The 15948-nt window shown below is 34.6% G+C and carries 17 protein-coding genes and 1 other RNA gene; 8 read left to right on the forward strand and 10 right to left on the reverse strand.

The window, feature by feature from the left end; genetic code table 11:
* Window positions 1-52 precede the first annotated feature (52 nt).
* Entirely contained in the window at window positions 53-2029 is a 1977-nt protein-coding gene (locus ACFQ1K_RS02530) for a protein-disulfide reductase DsbD family protein (RefSeq protein WP_320556224.1), read from the forward strand.
* A gap of 5 nt (window positions 2030-2034) precedes the next feature.
* Here the strand turns inward: ACFQ1K_RS02530 and ACFQ1K_RS02535 are convergent, their stop codons facing one another.
* Window positions 2035-2763 (reverse strand): nitroreductase family protein, encoded by a 729-nt coding sequence (locus ACFQ1K_RS02535; RefSeq protein WP_320556223.1) that lies wholly within the window; start codon window positions 2761-2763, stop codon window positions 2035-2037.
* A gap of 100 nt (window positions 2764-2863) precedes the next feature.
* Here ACFQ1K_RS02535 and ACFQ1K_RS02540 point away from each other — a divergent pair, with 100 nt between their 5' ends.
* Window positions 2864-4219, forward strand: a complete 1356-nt coding sequence (locus ACFQ1K_RS02540) for an NAD-dependent succinate-semialdehyde dehydrogenase (RefSeq protein WP_320556222.1) — start codon at window positions 2864-2866, stop codon at window positions 4217-4219.
* Here ACFQ1K_RS02540 and ACFQ1K_RS02545 read toward each other — a convergent pair.
* The 3 genes from ACFQ1K_RS02545 to msrB are packed head-to-tail and all read right to left on the reverse strand — an operon-like array spanning window position 4209 to window position 5434.
* The gene (locus ACFQ1K_RS02545) at window positions 4209-4448 is read right to left on the reverse strand and encodes a DUF7672 family protein (RefSeq protein ID WP_320556221.1); all 240 of its coding nucleotides are present in this window, start codon (window positions 4446-4448) and stop codon (window positions 4209-4211) included. The two genes, ACFQ1K_RS02540 and ACFQ1K_RS02545, sit on opposite strands and share 11 nt — an antisense overlap.
* Complete coding sequence (gene msrA / locus ACFQ1K_RS02550; protein ID WP_320556220.1) at window positions 4441-4983, reverse strand: peptide-methionine (S)-S-oxide reductase MsrA; 543 nt, start codon at window positions 4981-4983, stop codon at window positions 4441-4443. The genes ACFQ1K_RS02545 and msrA overlap by 8 nt, the downstream gene beginning before the upstream one ends.
* Entirely contained in the window at window positions 4976-5434 is a 459-nt protein-coding gene (msrB, locus tag ACFQ1K_RS02555) for a peptide-methionine (R)-S-oxide reductase MsrB (RefSeq protein WP_320556219.1), read from the reverse strand. Before msrB ends, msrA begins: the two co-directional genes overlap by 8 nt.
* Before the next feature lie 196 nt (window positions 5435-5630).
* On the opposite strand from msrB, the gene ACFQ1K_RS02560 reads away from it, so the two are divergent.
* Together ACFQ1K_RS02560 and ACFQ1K_RS02565 are read left to right on the forward strand one after the other, a co-directional pair.
* Window positions 5631-5885, forward strand: a complete 255-nt coding sequence (locus ACFQ1K_RS02560) for a hypothetical protein (RefSeq protein ID WP_320556218.1) — start codon at window positions 5631-5633, stop codon at window positions 5883-5885.
* A gap of 148 nt (window positions 5886-6033) precedes the next feature.
* A complete protein-coding gene (locus tag ACFQ1K_RS02565) occupies window positions 6034-6294 on the forward strand; it encodes a heavy-metal-associated domain-containing protein (RefSeq protein ID WP_320556217.1) in 261 nt (86 codons plus the stop codon).
* Window positions 6295-6375: 81 nt separating this feature from the next.
* On the opposite strand, the gene ACFQ1K_RS02570 is transcribed toward ACFQ1K_RS02565, so the two are convergent.
* Both ACFQ1K_RS02570 and ssrA read right to left on the reverse strand, forming a co-directional pair.
* Window positions 6376-7428, reverse strand: a complete 1053-nt coding sequence (locus tag ACFQ1K_RS02570; RefSeq protein ID WP_320556216.1) for a flavin monoamine oxidase family protein — start codon at window positions 7426-7428, stop codon at window positions 6376-6378.
* A 142-nt stretch (window positions 7429-7570) separates the two neighbouring features.
* Window positions 7571-7966, reverse strand: a transfer-messenger RNA (tmRNA) gene (gene ssrA, locus ACFQ1K_RS02575).
* A 131-nt stretch (window positions 7967-8097) separates the two neighbouring features.
* On the opposite strand from ssrA, the gene ACFQ1K_RS02580 reads away from it, so the two are divergent.
* The 3 genes from ACFQ1K_RS02580 (at window position 8098) to ACFQ1K_RS02590 (ending at window position 10138) form a co-directional block, all read left to right on the forward strand.
* The gene (locus tag ACFQ1K_RS02580) at window positions 8098-9306 is read left to right on the forward strand and encodes an NAD(P)-dependent oxidoreductase (protein ID WP_320556215.1); all 1209 of its coding nucleotides are present in this window, start codon (window positions 8098-8100) and stop codon (window positions 9304-9306) included.
* 98 nt (window positions 9307-9404) lie between these two features.
* On the forward strand, window positions 9405-9749 hold the full coding sequence (locus ACFQ1K_RS02585) for a hypothetical protein (RefSeq protein WP_320556214.1): 345 nt from the start codon (window positions 9405-9407) through the stop codon (window positions 9747-9749).
* 2 nt (window positions 9750-9751) lie between these two features.
* Complete coding sequence (locus tag ACFQ1K_RS02590) at window positions 9752-10138, forward strand: DUF1801 domain-containing protein (RefSeq protein WP_320556213.1); 387 nt, start codon at window positions 9752-9754, stop codon at window positions 10136-10138.
* Here ACFQ1K_RS02590 and kdsA read toward each other — a convergent pair.
* Together kdsA and ACFQ1K_RS02600 are read right to left on the reverse strand one after the other, a co-directional pair.
* Entirely contained in the window at window positions 10128-10940 is an 813-nt protein-coding gene (gene kdsA / locus ACFQ1K_RS02595; protein WP_386133725.1) for a 3-deoxy-8-phosphooctulonate synthase, read from the reverse strand. The genes ACFQ1K_RS02590 and kdsA overlap by 11 nt on opposite strands.
* 38 nt (window positions 10941-10978) lie before the next feature.
* A complete protein-coding gene (locus ACFQ1K_RS02600) occupies window positions 10979-11338 on the reverse strand; it encodes a hypothetical protein (RefSeq protein ID WP_320556212.1) in 360 nt (119 codons plus the stop codon).
* Window positions 11339-11527: 189 nt separating this feature from the next.
* On the opposite strand from ACFQ1K_RS02600, the gene typA reads away from it, so the two are divergent.
* Window positions 11528-13327, forward strand: coding sequence for a translational GTPase TypA (gene typA, locus ACFQ1K_RS02605; RefSeq protein ID WP_320556211.1), 1800 nt, complete (start codon window positions 11528-11530; stop codon window positions 13325-13327).
* 32 nt (window positions 13328-13359) lie between these two features.
* Here the strand turns inward: typA and ACFQ1K_RS02610 are convergent, their stop codons facing one another.
* Together ACFQ1K_RS02610 and ACFQ1K_RS02615 are read right to left on the reverse strand one after the other, a co-directional pair.
* Window positions 13360-14322, reverse strand: coding sequence for a glycosyltransferase family 2 protein (locus tag ACFQ1K_RS02610; protein ID WP_320556210.1), 963 nt, complete (start codon window positions 14320-14322; stop codon window positions 13360-13362).
* Between the two features lie 36 nt (window positions 14323-14358).
* Window positions 14359-15939 (reverse strand): hypothetical protein, encoded by a 1581-nt coding sequence (locus tag ACFQ1K_RS02615; protein WP_320556209.1) that lies wholly within the window; start codon window positions 15937-15939, stop codon window positions 14359-14361.
* Window positions 15940-15948 lie beyond the last annotated feature (9 nt).

The following is a 15948-nucleotide window of genomic DNA, read 5'->3' on the forward strand; positions in this document are numbered from 1 at the left end:
TATTCGAATAATCAAAAGCCAATACATTAGATTTGTGCCTTAATGCTTTATTATGACCTTTAAAAAGAACTTCCTGTTTAGTTTTATAGTTATATTTTTCTCGCTCAATTTGTTTGCACAGGTTTTAGAGCCAGTGAAGTGGGAATTTGATATTGAAAAGATTTCGGAGACGGAATTTAATCTGGTTTTTAAAGCGAATATTGAGAAAGGCTGGTATATCTATTCACAAGAACAGCAATCTGAAGAAAGTTTTGCACCTACGACCTATTTTGAGTTTCAGAACATGGAAGGTAATTACCAATTGAATGGTAAAACTACAGAGCCAGATGTTCCTGTTATTTTTGATAAGATATTTCAAGAGGACGTTAAAAAATTTAAAGATCAAGCCATCTTCAAACAGAGCATAACACTTATAAAGAAAGATTTAAAGCAGATTGATGTTACAGTAGACTACCAAACCTGTGATGATTCCAAATGTATACCAAGTGACTTTCTTTTTAATTTTTCTCTAGATGGGTCTGAAATAGTTAAGGATGAAATTGTCCTAGATGAAAGAAGTAAACAACTGTCAGAAGGATTAAACCTAAATGTTACCGGTTGGGATAAATACACAGAAGAAGTTATTGAAGAGAAAAGTAACCTGTCCATTTTCTTTCTGGGCTTTTTAGGTGGCCTAATTGCATTGCTAACTCCTTGCGTATTTCCCATGATACCATTGACGGTTTCTTTTTTTACTAAAAGTGCCAGTGACCCGAAGAAGGGCTTATTCAATTCCATACTATATGGTTTATTCATTTTTTTAATTTACGCCATATTAAGTATTCCTTTCCATTTATTAGATACTCTAGACCCTGGTATTCTTAACAATATATCTACTAACGTAACGCTTAACATTATCTTTTTTGTAATTTTTATCGCCTTTGCGTTTTCGTTTTTTGGCTATTATGAATTAACCTTACCACAATCCTGGAGTGCAGCAATGGATAGTAGGGCTAATAAGATAGGTGGTTTCATTGGTGTCTTTTTTATGGCATTAACGCTTGCAATCGTATCCTTCTCATGTACAGGACCAATTTTGGGTACACTTTTAGGGAGCTCTTTAACAGCAGATGGAGGCGCAACCCAACTGACTATGGGTATGAGTGGCTTTGGTTTAGCCTTGGCTTTACCCTTTACATTGTTTGCAATGTTTCCAAAATGGCTAAATTCACTTCCTAAGTCTGGAGGATGGCTCAATACCGTTAAGGTTGTGTTAGGTTTTGTGGAATTAGCTTTAGCGTTGAAATTTTTATCCAATGCCGATTTAGTAGAGCATTGGGGACTTTTAAAACGAGAAATATTTATTGGTCTGTGGATAATTATTAGTATAGCTCTAGCGCTCTATTTATTTGGAAAAATTAAATTTCCTCATGATGGACCATTACAGAAACTTGGTAAGGGCAGGATAACTACAGCAATTTTGGTAATCGCATTTATCATCTATTTGATTCCCGGCCTAACTAATACAAAATGGGCAAATTTAAAAATGTTAAGTGGATTTCCACCACCAATGTTTTACAGTCTTTACGAAAAGACCTCTGAGTGTCCTTTAGATCTTAATTGTAAAAAGGATTTGGAAGAGGGCTTGGCATTAGCAAAAGCAGAAAACAAACCTATTTTATTGGATTTTACGGGTTGGGCTTGTGTTAATTGTCGTAAAATGGAAGAGCAGGTTTGGAGTACCTCACAAGTATTTGATATTTTGATGGAAGATTATGTAATTATCTCACTATATGTAGATGATAAAAAACCACTGGAAGAAAACAATCAATTTCAATACCTCAGAAATAATGGTACTGTAAAAGAAATAGAAACGATTGGTGATAAATGGCAAACATTACAAACAATCAATTTTAAAAATAACTCCCAGCCTTATTATGTTTTGTTAAATCATGATTTTGAGTTACTAAATACTACAAAGGCTTATGAGCCAGATGCAGATGCCTATTACGATTGGTTAAAAACTGGGTTAGAAAACTTTAAAAAGTAGCCGAGCTAAACTTCAAAATAAACCTCCTCAAAAGGAATTCTAAAACGTGGACCATAGATGCCTTTGTCGTCTCGAATACCACAACCAATTACCATATTAATTTCGGCACCTTTTGGTAAATTCAGAATTTTTTTCACCCTCAAAGTGTCGCTACCTTCCATTGGGCAAGTATCATAGCCAATGGCAGCCATACTTGTCATAAAATTTTGTGCAGCAAGACCAGCACTTTTATGTGCCACAACTCTCATATCGCTCTGTCTAACTTGTCTGTAAATAGGTTTAAAAAGGCCAACAATCTGAAACGTTATGTATTTGAGGTAGCCCAAAATACATAAAAAATCAGCGTAAACAGTTGGAATTAATTTTTTGTAGTAATTGGTTGCCATTTTTTTACGCTTTAGCTCACGTTCAGTTAGGTTGTCTTTATCGTAAACCTTTTCTAAAAAAGCAATATTGGCTTTGGCTCTTTGCTTCCAAAGGTCTTTTCGAGTGACTACAACCACCAATTGTCTTGCGGTTTTGGCTGCACTTTGATTAAAACAGGCATTAGCTAATTCCTTTAAAGTATCTTTATTAATGACATGATAAAATTCCCAAAGTTGAAGATTACTACTCGTAGGTGCTAAGGATGCATTGACAAGGCATTGTTTTACTTTTGCGCTATCGATAGGTATATCTTTATACACTCGTGTAGATCTTCTGTATGCAATAGCTTCAGTCACTGTCTTTTCCATAAAATTTACGATTTTGGTTTAAAATACTAAAGTTATACTAAAAGTCGGTTTTCATGCATTGAGAACCTAAAAATCCATTATTTTATATAAAAACATAAATATGATAACTACTAAAAACCCATACACTCAAAAAGAATTAAATACCTATCATCTCATTTCAGATAAGGAATTAAAACAAAAGCTCGAGTTAGCCAATGAGCAATTTCGAAGTTGGAAATCGCTTCAAATTAAAGATCGTACGAAACTACTTTCTAAAGTTGCTGAACTTTTAGTAGAGCGAAAAGAAACTTATGCCAAATTAATGACTGATGAAATGGGAAAGCCCATAACCCAAGGTATAGCTGAAATAGAAAAATGTGCTTGGGTTTGTGGCTTTTATGCCAAAAATGCAGAGAATTTTCTTGCAGATCAGCTGATTGAAGCCGATACGTATGAAAGCTTTATCAGTTATGATCCGTTAGGTGTTATTTTAGCTATTATGCCATGGAATTATCCTTTTTGGCAGGTGATGCGATTTGCTGCGCCAACATTAATGGCTGGTAACACTGCGCTACTGAAGCATGCGTCAAGTACCACACAATGTGCTATAGAAATAGAAAAGCTTTTTTTGGATGCAGGATTTCCAGAAGGGTGTTTTCAAACACTATTAGTATCACATCAACAGATAGAGGATATCATTGGTAATGACATTGTAAAAGCTGTTAGTCTTACAGGAAGTGAAGCTGCAGGGAGAACTATTGCCGAAATCGCGGGCAAAAACCTAAAGAAAGCTGTCTTAGAACTTGGCGGAAATAATGCCTGTATTGTTTTAAAAGACGCTGACTTAGAAAAATATATGGATACCATGGCTTGGGCACGTATGCAAAATGCTGGTCAAAGTTGTATAGCGGCTAAACGATTTATTGTTGTTGAAGATATCTACCATGAATTTTTATCGAAATTTAAAACAAGGATAGAATCTTATGTAGTTGGAAATCCCACGGATAGTAAAACAGAAGTGGGATCTATGGCTTCAGTAAGCTTGGCTGAAGAAGTAGAAAAGCAAGTCAAAAAATCATTGGATAATGGAGCAACGGTTCTATATGGAAATCAGAGAGATCAAGCCTTTTACCAACCTACTATTATAGAAAATGTAACAAAGGATATGCCGTTGTTTAGGGAAGAAGTGTTTGGACCTGTTGCAGCAATTATAAAAGTTAAAAATGAAGAAGAAGCCTATCAATTAGCCTCAGATACTAAATTTGGGTTAGGAAGCATGGTATTTACAGCAGACGTAGATAAAGCTAAACGACGTATAGACCAAATTGCTGATGGTGCATTCTTCATCAACGAGTTGGTTAAGTCTGACCCAAGATTGCCATTTGGTGGTACAAATGCATCTGGTTACGGAAGAGAACTGTCTAAAGAAGGTATGATGGAGTTTGTAAATGTTAAAACGGTTTATATTAGAAAATGAAAGAATAAATCTTATCACCAAGCCAATAGCCCAAACCTAAAACTATTGGATAACCTATAAATAACCATAACGCATCTATAATACTTATAGAATTAAATGCTGAAAGTCCTTGTTTAGACATCAGTTCAATAAATCCGTACCACGAATTTATTCCTAATTTTATAATGATGCCATTCGCCAAAATGGCAATAATAAGTATGGCTATTCCAATAATGTAAAGTCTAAGCATCTTTTAATTTATCTGAATGTAATTGACGTAATTTAGATAATTTAGGATCTATAACAAAGGTGCAATATCCATAATTTGGATTGTTTTTATAAAAATCCTGATGCTCTTGTTCGGCTTCATAAAAGTTTTTGGCAGGACTCAATTCTGTTACGATAGGATTGTCATAATAGGCAGACAATTCTTTTAAAACGCGTTCTGCGATATTCTTTTGGTCTTCATTATGATAAAAAATCACGGAACGGTATTGTGTACCTCGATCTGCACCTTGTCGATTTAGCGTTGTAGGATCGTGTGTAGTCATAAAAATGATTAATATATCCTGATATGAAATTACATTGGCATCAAATGTAATCTGAACCACTTCGGCATGACCAGTTAATCCAGAGCAAATTTCTCTATATGTTGGTCTGCCAGGAACCTTTCCTCCTGAATAACCTGAAACCACATTTTCAACACCTTTAACTTCCTGAAAAACGGCTTCGGTACACCAAAAGCAACCTCCACCTACCGTAGCAACTTGAATATTTTTACTCATTAACAATTTCCTTTTCTAAAACCATGGATTCTGAGTTGATGCAATAGCGTAATCCACTTGGCTCAGGACCGTCGGGAAAAACATGACCTAAATGTGCATCACAGGTGTTACACATTACCTCCACACGCACCATTCCATAGGAGCTGTCTTTCTCGTATTTAATAGCATTCTCTTTTATGGGCTGTGTAAAACTAGGCCAACCCGTACCGGAGCTAAATTTTATGGTAGAGTCGAACAAGGGTGTGCCACAGCAAACACAATTATATTTACCAGCGTCATAGGCTGTGCAAAGCGCACCACTATGCGGCCGTTCGGTTCCTTTTTGTCTTGTAATTCTGTATTGTTCTGGTGTTAATTGGGCTTTCCATTCAGCATCGGATTTTTCAACACGTTGGTCTGGTATTGGGTTACCATTGACAGAAAAATTAATAATATCTTTCCAAGTAAGCATAATTTTTTTTTTGTAAAGATAATTCTATAAAGGGATAAAACTTACTAAGTAAATCTTAAAACCTGGCCGAAGAGTTTTGAAATTTATACAATGTATGATAGATAAATGTTTAATAATAACTACATTTAATTAAGTTGTACGATTGGGATGATTAATTAATCAAATTATAAGTGGTCTTTTTAGCTAAAATAAAATTATGAAGTATAGGCCAACTGTTTTAAATATAAGTGTTGTAATAGTCTTGATTTATGATGGTTACAAGTATTTTAAGGATTTAATTAATGATATACATTATCAATATGGAGCCCTTGCTATGTTTATGACAGGTATAATTGTGTTTTCTGGTCTTTTATTGGATTACTTTCTGCAAAAAAAGATTAAAAAGTATTTCATCTTAAATTTAGTGGGACTGTTAGTAGTTCTTATTTTCATTTTGTTTACAATGCGATAGTTGCTTAGCTGATTTTTCAGTATTCAGTATCAGAAACTGTCATTTGTCATTGTTTTAGTGATTAGAGTAATATAATTTTAATAAGATATTGGTTGAAATGAGACATATCGTTTTTTAGCCAATAGAATTCTAATCTAAATATTACAAAATGAGCCTAATATCAAATAAAGTAGTACCAGGTAAAGAAGGGCAAGTTTTTGGTACCGATGCCAAATTAAGTAAAGATCTTGAGAAGATTCGTCAAAAGATATTGACTGTTTCAGGTGTAAATCATGTCACAATTAATGAAAATGTTTTCCCTCGGGAGTTTAAAGTGTGTACAGATCGCCTTGTAGAATTAAAGGCTATTGAAGATGTAGTCATTCCTTTAGGATTTCATGTTGTACCTAAGGAAGCATTTGATCTATAAACATTCATGAGGGTTTGGCATTTGAAAATCCAAAAGAATTAAAGAGGGTAGTCTGCAAGTAGATTTTTATCCCAATCACCATTATTTTAATTTCTCAAAAAGGGATATTGAGGATCTTATTGCACCTTCCATGTATCCTGAAAATTCTGTAGCGGTTTCGGTATTACAGAAAAATAACCTTTCATTCATATATGTTTTTTGTAATAAAGGATGCCCATTATTTTGATGTGCACGTAGCATGCTATTACTATCATGAACAATAAACTCATCTGTCCAAATTTTATCGTCGTAGAATGTTGAGTAATTTGCTTTGTCTCCTAGCAATTTTGATAAATGTTGCAGAACATAATTCCTTCTTATTTCCTTTGAATATCGAGCTGACCCACCATTAAGGAAACCAGTAAAGCCGTATTTTGTTTCTTCTAAGTTTGTATGGTCATGCATCTCCGATACGATTCCCACATGACTAAAGAGCATTCCGGAATAGCCATTGTCTCTCCAAAAAGGTTCATCGTATTCTAATACGAATTTTACAGCACCTGCCATCCAGGTTTGTACTTTAGGAAGTATGTCATTAACCTCAAAAGGTAGCTCAGGCGTAAATTTTATTCTTGAAATTAATTCAGGAGGAATGCACAGAATTACTTTCTTACCCTTATAAACTTTGCCATTTGCACTTTCAAGTTCTAAATAGCTGTTCGAAGCCTTAATTGAAATGATTTTTGAATTAAGGTGTATTTTATTGTCAGATAATTTTCCCGCTAATTCATCGGTAAGCGTTTGGGTTCCTCCTTTTATTCTCCAGGATGGATCTTGAGACTCGGGTATGTTGAATTTTTGAGGAGGTTCAAAAGAATTGGTTTCAAATAATGAAATACCCTTTGAATATTGAGGATATTTTGACAATCCTAACTCATCAATAAGTTGTAATACATTTGAATGCATATCTGAGAACCATGTCGCTCCTAATTCTAATGGTGTATCCCTTTTACCTTTGGTAGTTAAAATACGACCACCTAATCTAGAGGATCCTTCTATAATAGTTGCATTAATATCTATCTTGGATAGTTGATATGCTAAACATAAACCACTTAACCCACCACCGACAATGATATAATTATCTATTGAATTCATTCTATTCTGCTAATTCTACCATACTGCATAAAATTAATTATTAAGTGTCGGTATAGATGATCGTTTTATTTTTTTTAATTGCTATTTAGACACCTATTTTATAAAACAAAGCCCAGTCAAGAATTATTTACTGAGCTTTTATTTGTGGAGTCGGAGAGAATCGAACTCTCGTCCAAACAAGTAACCAAAGGGCTTTCTACACGTTTAGTCTTTTCTTGTTTTTTCGATGCAAAGCTGGCTAAAGACAACCTACTTTACACTTAGCTTTTTAATCTCGAAAGGGCATCAAAGCACTACCCAATCTTGGTCAATTTTTACGATGCCTCTATAAAGAATGCCACTAACCAAGGCTTTCTGGAGACATTTAGCCTTCCTGCCTTGCAGGAATAAGCGGAAATCTTACTATGATTCAGATTACGCAGCTAAAGCGTAGTTATTCTCGCCGTTTAAAATTTGGTCTAGCCTTTTACGTGTCTCAAAACCATTACACGACGTGCTTACCATTTAATTAATCTCGCTGTCAAAACCAGTCGACCCCAAATTTTTAATGGTAAAGGATCGCGAAGTTACGAAAAAAGTTGTGCAACCTCTTAAATCCATTTATTTTCGTGCAAAAATTGTTCCATATCAAAAAATTGGCGTTTTGTCAGTTTTCAAAATAAATTATACATGAAATTCGCTATCATAAAAGAACGTAAAAACCCACCAGATAGACGTGTTGTATTTTCGCCACAAACGCTTGCTGAAGTAAGAGAACGATTTCCTGAGGCTGAATTCATAGTGGAGTCTTCGGACATTAGGATATTTCCTGATGCCGCTTATGCAAAATTGGGTTTTAAAGTCACGGATGATGTTTCTGAAGCCGATGTGATGATTGGTGTTAAAGAAGTGCCTATAGAACATTTAATTCCGAATAAAAAGTACTTCTATTTTTCACATACCATAAAAAAGCAACCATATAACCGTAAGCTGTTAAAGGCAATGCTAGAAAATAATATAGAGATGTATGACCACGAAACCATCGTAAAACAAAGTGGTGCAAGACTCATAGGCTTTGGTCGGTATGCTGGTTTGGTAGGTGCTTACAATGGCTTCAGAGCTCTAGGGTTAAGAGATGGCTTATTCAATTTGCCTAAAGTTGAAACCCTTGCCGATTTAGAAGAAGTAAAAGCTGAACTTGATAAAATTACCATTCCAAACATTAAGATATTACTTACCGGAACAGGAAAGGTAGCCTATGGTGCTAAAGAGATTCTAGATCATTTAGGTATCAAAGAGGTAAGTGATGCTTTGTATTTAACATCTGAATTTACAGAGCCAGTTTATGTTATGGCAGATGTTATGGAATACGCCAAACGCAAAGATGGAAAAGTGGGTAACAAGCAACAGTTCTATAAAGATCCATCAGGTTACGAGAGCAATTTTATGCCTTATGCCAAACAAACCGATTATTTTATTGCCGGTCATTTTTATGGTAATAACGCACCGTATTTGTTCACTCGGGAAGATGCTAAAAATCCTGAGTTTAGGATTAATTTGGTAGCAGATGTGTCTTGTGATATCGATGGGCCTGTAGCATCGACCATTCGTCCTTCGACCATAGCAGAGCCTTATTATGGTTATGATCCACAAACCGAAAAAGAAGTAGCTTTCGATGCCGAGGGGGCCATTACGGTTATGGCTGTAGATAATTTACCTTGTGAGTTGCCAAAAGATGCTAGTGAAGGTTTTGGTGAGGCTTTTGTAGAACATGTAATACCTGCTTTTTTTAATAATGATGAACGCGGTATCTTAAAAAGAGCCAAAATCACAACAGCAGATGGCAAGTTGACTGAGCGCTTTAAGTACCTTCAGGATTATGTGGATGGAAAAGCGTAATGTTGAACCATACATAAAAAGATTAGTATTTAATAGAGAAGTAAATACATATTTGAATTTTAACTAATTTTATATACTAATAACAAAACGAATTTATTATGGTCGGACTGCTTTTAACAATAGCAAATATTTCAGGTGGTATATTACTGGGACTCGCTACATTGGATAAGTGGGATGGTGAGAGTAATTTTTTTAATAAAATTGCAGGTGTGTTAGCTCCTTTTCAAACCATCATTGGTGGTGCATTAGTTGTTCTACCTATTTTTAAATTTAGTTTGCTAAGTATCATAAGTATTTTAGGAGGTATTTTATTACTTACCCACGTATTTGGTAAGGTACCAGCTTTAGAAACAAGTTTACGTCAATTGTCGGCCAAGTTAATGCCGTTTAAGGCGATTATAGGGATTGCAATATTAGTATTGGGTATTTTAGGTTTATTTTAAGAATGCATCCCGCAGAAGCCTATATCCTAAAACAGGAAGAACCTTATAAAACCATTTTACTGCAACTTCAAAGCATCATTGAAGCTGTTGCTCCCAACGCAGAACTATTGTATAAGTGGCGTATTCCTTTTTATTATAACAACGGTATTCCGTTGTGCTTTTTAAACCAGTCCAAAGATTATGTAGATCTGGCTTTTTGGCATTTTGATCAACTGGAAAAATATTCAGAGTATTTCGTCGATGCCAATAGAAAATCCATTCGGTCATTGCGTTATCGTTCTGTAGAAGATATCAATGATGAGATAGTGGTTTATGTGCTTCAAAAACAATTAAAAATTAATACCAATCCTTTTAAGCTTATTTTGGGTAAAAAAAAGATTAAAAACTAGATACCAATTGTCTTATGGCCACTAAATTGGTTAAAAGTCCTTCTAGTTTATCTAAATGCAGCATGTTGGCACCATCACTTTTAGCATTTGCAGGATCAAAATGCGTTTCAATAAATAGACCGTCAACATGATTCACCACACCAGCCCTGGCTATGGTTTCAATCATATCTGGTCGACCACCAGTTACCCCAATACTCTGATTAGGCTGTTGTAAGGAGTGAGTGACATCTAAAACCGTAGGGGCAAATTTTCGCATGGTTGGAATGCCTCTAAAATCTACAATCATATCTTGGTAGCCAAACATAGTGCCTCTATCCGTTATCCAAGCCTTTTCATTACCAGCATCTTTTACCTTTTGTACGGCGTGTTTCATGGATTCCGGACTCATAAATTGACCTTTCTTTAAGTTAACTACTTTGCCAGTTTCTGCAGCAGCCACAACTAAATCGGTTTGTCGTACTAAAAATGCTGGTATTTGTAAGACATCAACATATGCTGCAGCTTTAGCAGCATCAGAAACTTCATGGATATCCGTTATTGTTGGTATATCGAAAGTTTCAGAAACTTTGTTAAGTATTTTTAAGGCCTTTTCGTCTCCAATTCCTGTGAAACTATCAATTCTACTACGGTTGGCTTTTTTAAAACTACCTTTAAATACGTATGGGATTTGTAGCTTATCTGTTATAGAAACCACTTTTTCGGCGATACGAAGTGCCATGTCTTCTCCTTCAATAGCACATGGGCCACAAAGCAAAAAGAAGTTATTGGAATCTGTGTGTTTTAATTTAGGAATAGTTGTCAAAGCTTTAAACTTTAAAATTAAGCCACAAAGATAGCATTTTAAAACACCTTTTTAATACTATTTCTTATAATCCAGAGCGACATTATAAAGTTGCCAAAAACCAAAGCACCCCCGTAAAATAACAATTGCTTAGCAGATTCTGACCAACTCATGATATTGAGCAAGTTGAATAAATAAGCTAAAATCAAATAAGAAGATAGGCATACAAATACAATACCTAATGAAAAATTGAGATTTTTGTTCGGTCTAATCAATTGCCACAAAAAGGGAATGCCAAATAATAATATCGGATACGCAGAAATACCTTCACTTTTATTAATTACAGTAAACCAATAGGCAACTATGCTTATAAAATAAAGATAAGGTATAAACTTGGTGTACTTGCTAATTGTATTCATCTGTGTTAAAATTTTAGGATTCAGACGTAAACAGCCCAATTAGCGGTTGATGGGAAGGCTTTTACTATTAATCATATTTATAACGTCAAGATACAAACTCAAATTGTCTCATTTTCAAAATATAACATATAATTAACGAAATGAGAATAATTAGATGTACCTTTGCGCGCTTAAAATTTGGCATTCATTATGACTAAAATTAAAAACATCGCAATTATTGCGCACGTTGACCATGGGAAGACCACTTTGGTTGATAAAATTATGTATCACTGTCAATTGTTTCGTGAAAACGAAAACACGGGTGATTTAATTCTTGATAACAATGATTTGGAACGTGAACGAGGAATTACCATTACCTCAAAAAACGTTTCTGTTATATATAAGGATACAAAAATCAACATAATTGACACACCTGGTCACGCCGATTTTGGAGGTGAAGTAGAGCGCGTATTAAATATGGCTGATGGTGTGTTGCTTTTGGTAGATGCATTTGAAGGACCAATGCCGCAAACACGCTTTGTCCTACAAAAGGCTATTGACTTAGGTCTAAAGCCTTGTGTTGTGGTGAACAAAGTGGATAAAGAAAACTGTACACCAGATGAGGTTCATGAAAAGGTATTTGATTTGATGTTTGAACTTGGTGCAGAAGAGTGGCAATTAGACTTTCCTACCGTATACGGTTCTGCCAAACAAAATTGGATGAGTGAGGACTGGCAAAAGCCAACGGATTCCATTGAGCCTTTGTTGGATATGGTTATTGAGCATATTCCTGAACCAAAAATTGAAGAGGGATCAACTCAGATGTTGATTACTTCGTTAGACTTTTCGAGTTTTACAGGACGTATTGCTATTGGTCGTTTAACAAGAGGAACTTTAAAAGCAGGACAACCCATTTCTTTAGTGAAGAGAGATGGTTCTACTGTAAAAAGTAAAATAAAGGAGCTGCATACGTTTGAAGGTTTAGGTCGTTTAAAGGTTGATGAAGTACAAGCAGGTGATATTTGTGCTATTGTTGGATTGGAAGGTTTTGAAATTGGAGATACTGTTGCCGATTTTGAAAATCCTGAAGGTTTAAAAACCATAGCTATCGATGAGCCAACAATGAGTATGTTATTTACCATTAATGATTCACCTTTCTTTGGTAAGGACGGTAAGTATGTGACTTCTCGTCATATAAAGGATCGGTTGATAAAGGAGTTAGAGAAAAACTTAGCGCTAAGAGTTGAGGAAACGGATAGTGCCGATAAGTTTATGGTGTTTGGACGTGGTGTATTGCACTTATCGGTTTTAATTGAAACCATGCGTCGTGAAGGTTATGAACTTCAAATTGGTCAACCACAAGTAATCATCAAAGAAATTGATGGTGTAAAATGTGAGCCTTTTGAAGAAATGACCATCGATTTACCAGAAAGCGTATCTGGTAAGGCGATAGAAATGGTAACCATGCGTAAAGGTGAAATGTTGAGTATGGAAGCTAAAGGAGATCGTATGGTGTGCGAATTTATTGTGCCATCACGTGGTATTATAGGGTTACGTAATCAATTATTAACAGCAACGGCTGGTGAAGCTATTATGGCGCACCGTTTTAAAGAATACCAACCGATAAAAGGTGGAATTCCAGAACGCCAAAACGGTTCTTTGGTTTCTATGGAAAATGGTACTGCAATTCCGTATTCTATTGATAAACTGCAAGAAAGAGGGAAATTCTTTATCGATCCAGGAGAAGATATTTATGAGGGTCAGGTTATTGGAGAAAACTCTCGTGGTGATGATATGACGGTGAACGTTACTAAAACCAAAAAGTTAAGTAACGTACGTTCTGCAGGTGCGGATGATAAAGCTAAAATTGTACCGGCTATTAAGTTTTCATTAGAGGAGGCACTAGAGTATATTCAAAAAGACGAGTATGTCGAGGTCACTCCAAACCATTTAAGAATTCGTAAAATTCTACTAAAAGAAGTAGATCGTAAGCGAAGCAAAAGTTTATAAATACAGACTAACAATTTAAAAAGAGAAATATGTTATAGTGTTTCTCTTTTTTCTTTGAACTCAGTTATATCTCTAATTTTATAAGGTCTTGTGTTTTGAGTTTCGTAATAGGTACGCATTTGAAGATCAATGGCAATTCCGGTTGTAAAAAGTTGCACGCCAACAAGTAATAATAAGACGCCTAAAATAAGTAGTGGTCGGTCTCCAATGTCATTGCCAAGGATTTTCTCAATTAATAAATAGACGTTTATAAGTGCACCAATAGAAAAGAACAAAATACCAAGATTTCCTAAAAGATATAAGGGCTTTTGCAGATAATTACGTTGAAACAAAATCAATAGAATATCATTTATTACTTTAAAGGTTCTTCCTAAGCCGTAATTAGATTTACCATGAACTCGTTTATGATGATTAACTTCACTTTCGCCGACTCTTGCACCGTTTAAAAATGCCAATAAACCAATAAACCGATGCATTTCGCCATAAAGATTTAGTTCTTTGGCAATTTCTTTTTTAAAAACTTTTAAAGCGCAACCGTGATCCTTTATATTTAATTTTGTTGCTTTTCTGATTAAAAAATTGGCAATTTTAGAGGGTAATTTTTTTAAAAAGCTGTCTTTTCTGTGATTTCTTATACCAACAACGACATCCCAATTTTCGTCATGTAATTTTTGTAATAAAGATGGAATATCTTTAGGATCATTTTGTAAATCGCCATCTAAGGTCACAATGTATTCTCCCTGCGCCTGGTCTATTCCTGCTGCCAAAGCTGAACTCTGGCCGTAGTTTTTCCGAAGTTCAATAAGTTTTACTTTTGAATGCTGTAGCGCTTTAATGGTATTAACGGTCTTATCAGTAGAAAAATCATCGACCAAAATAATCTCAAAAAGATGTCCTTTCAAAGCCTCATCAATGTGCTTAAGTAAAAGCTGTATATTTTTTTCTTCGTTGTAAAGAGGAATGACAAGTGACAGTAATGTGTTGTGAAAGTTCATACACTAGGTTCTAATACAAAACTATCACTTTTTTGTTTATGGTTTTTGGTAGACTCTAAAATGATTTCTTTTCTCTATTAGTTTCCAATTATTTACAACATATACTGTTAGGAGTGAGCTTTCTTCATAGTTATCTTGATGATTTTCAAAATTCTCTATAAAAACGGTCAGGTTTTTACCACTGAGCATTTGTTTATAATCTTCTAATTGGTCAGCTAAATGGTGATTAAAAACCCAATCTACACCTATTGGATTTATAGTATTGGTAATGTAGTGACCTAAAGTCATGGATGGTAAGATTGTGAAATTGTCATAATCTATGGAAAGATCCTTTAATTCATTGAATTTTTCATACCTATCCTTACTTGTATATATTCCTTTCAGACGCGGGAAAACCTCACCAAGATTATAATTTAATTCACTTCTTTGACTTTCTCTATATGGGTATTGATAGCCATAAAAGAATGTCCCTAGGTATAGTATGGTTATAACGACAGTATTCCATGTTTTTATGTTTAAGGTGTCACTGGTGAAAAACAGGGCTAGGGTCATCACCATTGGTAATGAGAAATCAATCGGTGTATTGTAGCCATTGCTAATAGAAGCACACCACGCCAGGGCAAATAGAACTAATAAAATGATGTTTTTACTGTTGTTAAGGCATCTATATAAGGCATATATTAAACCAAAAAGCCATAAGAGATGCACAATACCGTACTTTGCTGAGTAATATAAAGATTGATTGTTATAATAAAGCCATAGGAAAACCAAAACAATAAAAGCATTGGCTATTGTATAACTTACGGATCCATTTAAATATTTTTTTGCTAACCATAGCGCTACAGAAACCATTACAATTTGAAGGAGATGAAATTTTACAGCTAAATAGTAAGACTTTATACCTGTATTTATTAAACTAGACCCAGTTGTAAAACTGAACATTTGATTTATAAACGGTTCAAGAGCATCATTCCACCAAAAGACAAAAAGATAAATAGCTGTAAATAAAACACCGTTTATAGAAAGTATGGTGAATGCTTTGTTTTCCTTTTGAAAAAGTAAAAACAATGCAACAATAATTGGAAAGAAATAAAAAGACTGTTTGCACAATGCTCCTAAAAATAGAAAAAGGGCACCCAATGCTATTGACCACCATTTCTGTTTGTTTTTAATCACAAAATATAGTCCTATGACGCTAAAGAAAATACCATCAACTGTATTCCAGGGCATTGGTGCATAATTGTGTACAGACACAATAGCGGCAATGGTGGCAATAAAAAACAGGTGTTTTTTTGGAAGTTTGAGATAATAAAATGAAATAAATGTAGCTAAATACGAGTATATAAACACTTGTATGAAGTATAAATATCGATTTATTAAATACGCATAGTCTTCCGTAATATAAAGTGGTAGTGAATGGAAAAAGGGTGAAAAGGCAGGTTTGATATAGACAAAGTCTCTGTGAGGAAAGTAACCATTGTACATACTCCAAGAGATACCAAAAATAGAGCCCATATCTCCTTCTTCAATTCCATAAGGCCCGTAACAGATTAAATAAAAAATCAGGACTAGGAAGAAGATATATTTAAATGGATATTTAGTTATATCAGTAAACAAGATTATTTT

Source organism: Winogradskyella aquimaris (assembly GCF_042676105.1).
In the GTDB taxonomy this organism is placed as follows: Bacteria; Bacteroidota; Bacteroidia; order Flavobacteriales; family Flavobacteriaceae; genus Winogradskyella; species Winogradskyella aquimaris.

What these genes read in the sequence shown, in the direction of transcription:
- ACFQ1K_RS02565 (WP_320556217.1), top strand. Translation starts at nt 6,034, where the DNA reads ATGAGCCTAATATCAAATAAAGTAGTACCAGGTAAAGAAGGGCAAGTT.
- ACFQ1K_RS02590 (WP_320556213.1), top strand. Translation starts at nt 9,752, where the DNA reads ATGCATCCCGCAGAAGCCTATATCCTAAAACAGGAAGAACCTTATAAA.
- ACFQ1K_RS02540 (WP_320556222.1), top strand. Translation starts at nt 2,864, where the DNA reads ATGATAACTACTAAAAACCCATACACTCAAAAAGAATTAAATACCTAT.
- ACFQ1K_RS02560 (WP_320556218.1), top strand. Translation starts at nt 5,631, where the DNA reads ATGAAGTATAGGCCAACTGTTTTAAATATAAGTGTTGTAATAGTCTTG.
- msrB (WP_320556219.1), bottom strand. Translation starts at nt 5,434, where the DNA reads ATGCTTACTTGGAAAGATATTATTAATTTTTCTGTCAATGGTAACCCA.
- ACFQ1K_RS02600 (WP_320556212.1), bottom strand. Translation starts at nt 11,338, where the DNA reads ATGAATACAATTAGCAAGTACACCAAGTTTATACCTTATCTTTATTTT.
- msrA (WP_320556220.1), bottom strand. Translation starts at nt 4,983, where the DNA reads ATGAGTAAAAATATTCAAGTTGCTACGGTAGGTGGAGGTTGCTTTTGG.
- ACFQ1K_RS02545 (WP_320556221.1), bottom strand. Translation starts at nt 4,448, where the DNA reads ATGCTTAGACTTTACATTATTGGAATAGCCATACTTATTATTGCCATT.
- ACFQ1K_RS02585 (WP_320556214.1), top strand. Translation starts at nt 9,405, where the DNA reads ATGGTCGGACTGCTTTTAACAATAGCAAATATTTCAGGTGGTATATTA.
- ACFQ1K_RS02530 (WP_320556224.1), top strand. Translation starts at nt 53, where the DNA reads ATGACCTTTAAAAAGAACTTCCTGTTTAGTTTTATAGTTATATTTTTC.
- typA (WP_320556211.1), top strand. Translation starts at nt 11,528, where the DNA reads ATGACTAAAATTAAAAACATCGCAATTATTGCGCACGTTGACCATGGG.
- ACFQ1K_RS02570 (WP_320556216.1), bottom strand. Translation starts at nt 7,428, where the DNA reads ATGAATTCAATAGATAATTATATCATTGTCGGTGGTGGGTTAAGTGGT.
- ACFQ1K_RS02535 (WP_320556223.1), bottom strand. Translation starts at nt 2,763, where the DNA reads ATGGAAAAGACAGTGACTGAAGCTATTGCATACAGAAGATCTACACGA.
- ACFQ1K_RS02580 (WP_320556215.1), top strand. Translation starts at nt 8,098, where the DNA reads ATGAAATTCGCTATCATAAAAGAACGTAAAAACCCACCAGATAGACGT.
- ACFQ1K_RS02610 (WP_320556210.1), bottom strand. Translation starts at nt 14,322, where the DNA reads ATGAACTTTCACAACACATTACTGTCACTTGTCATTCCTCTTTACAAC.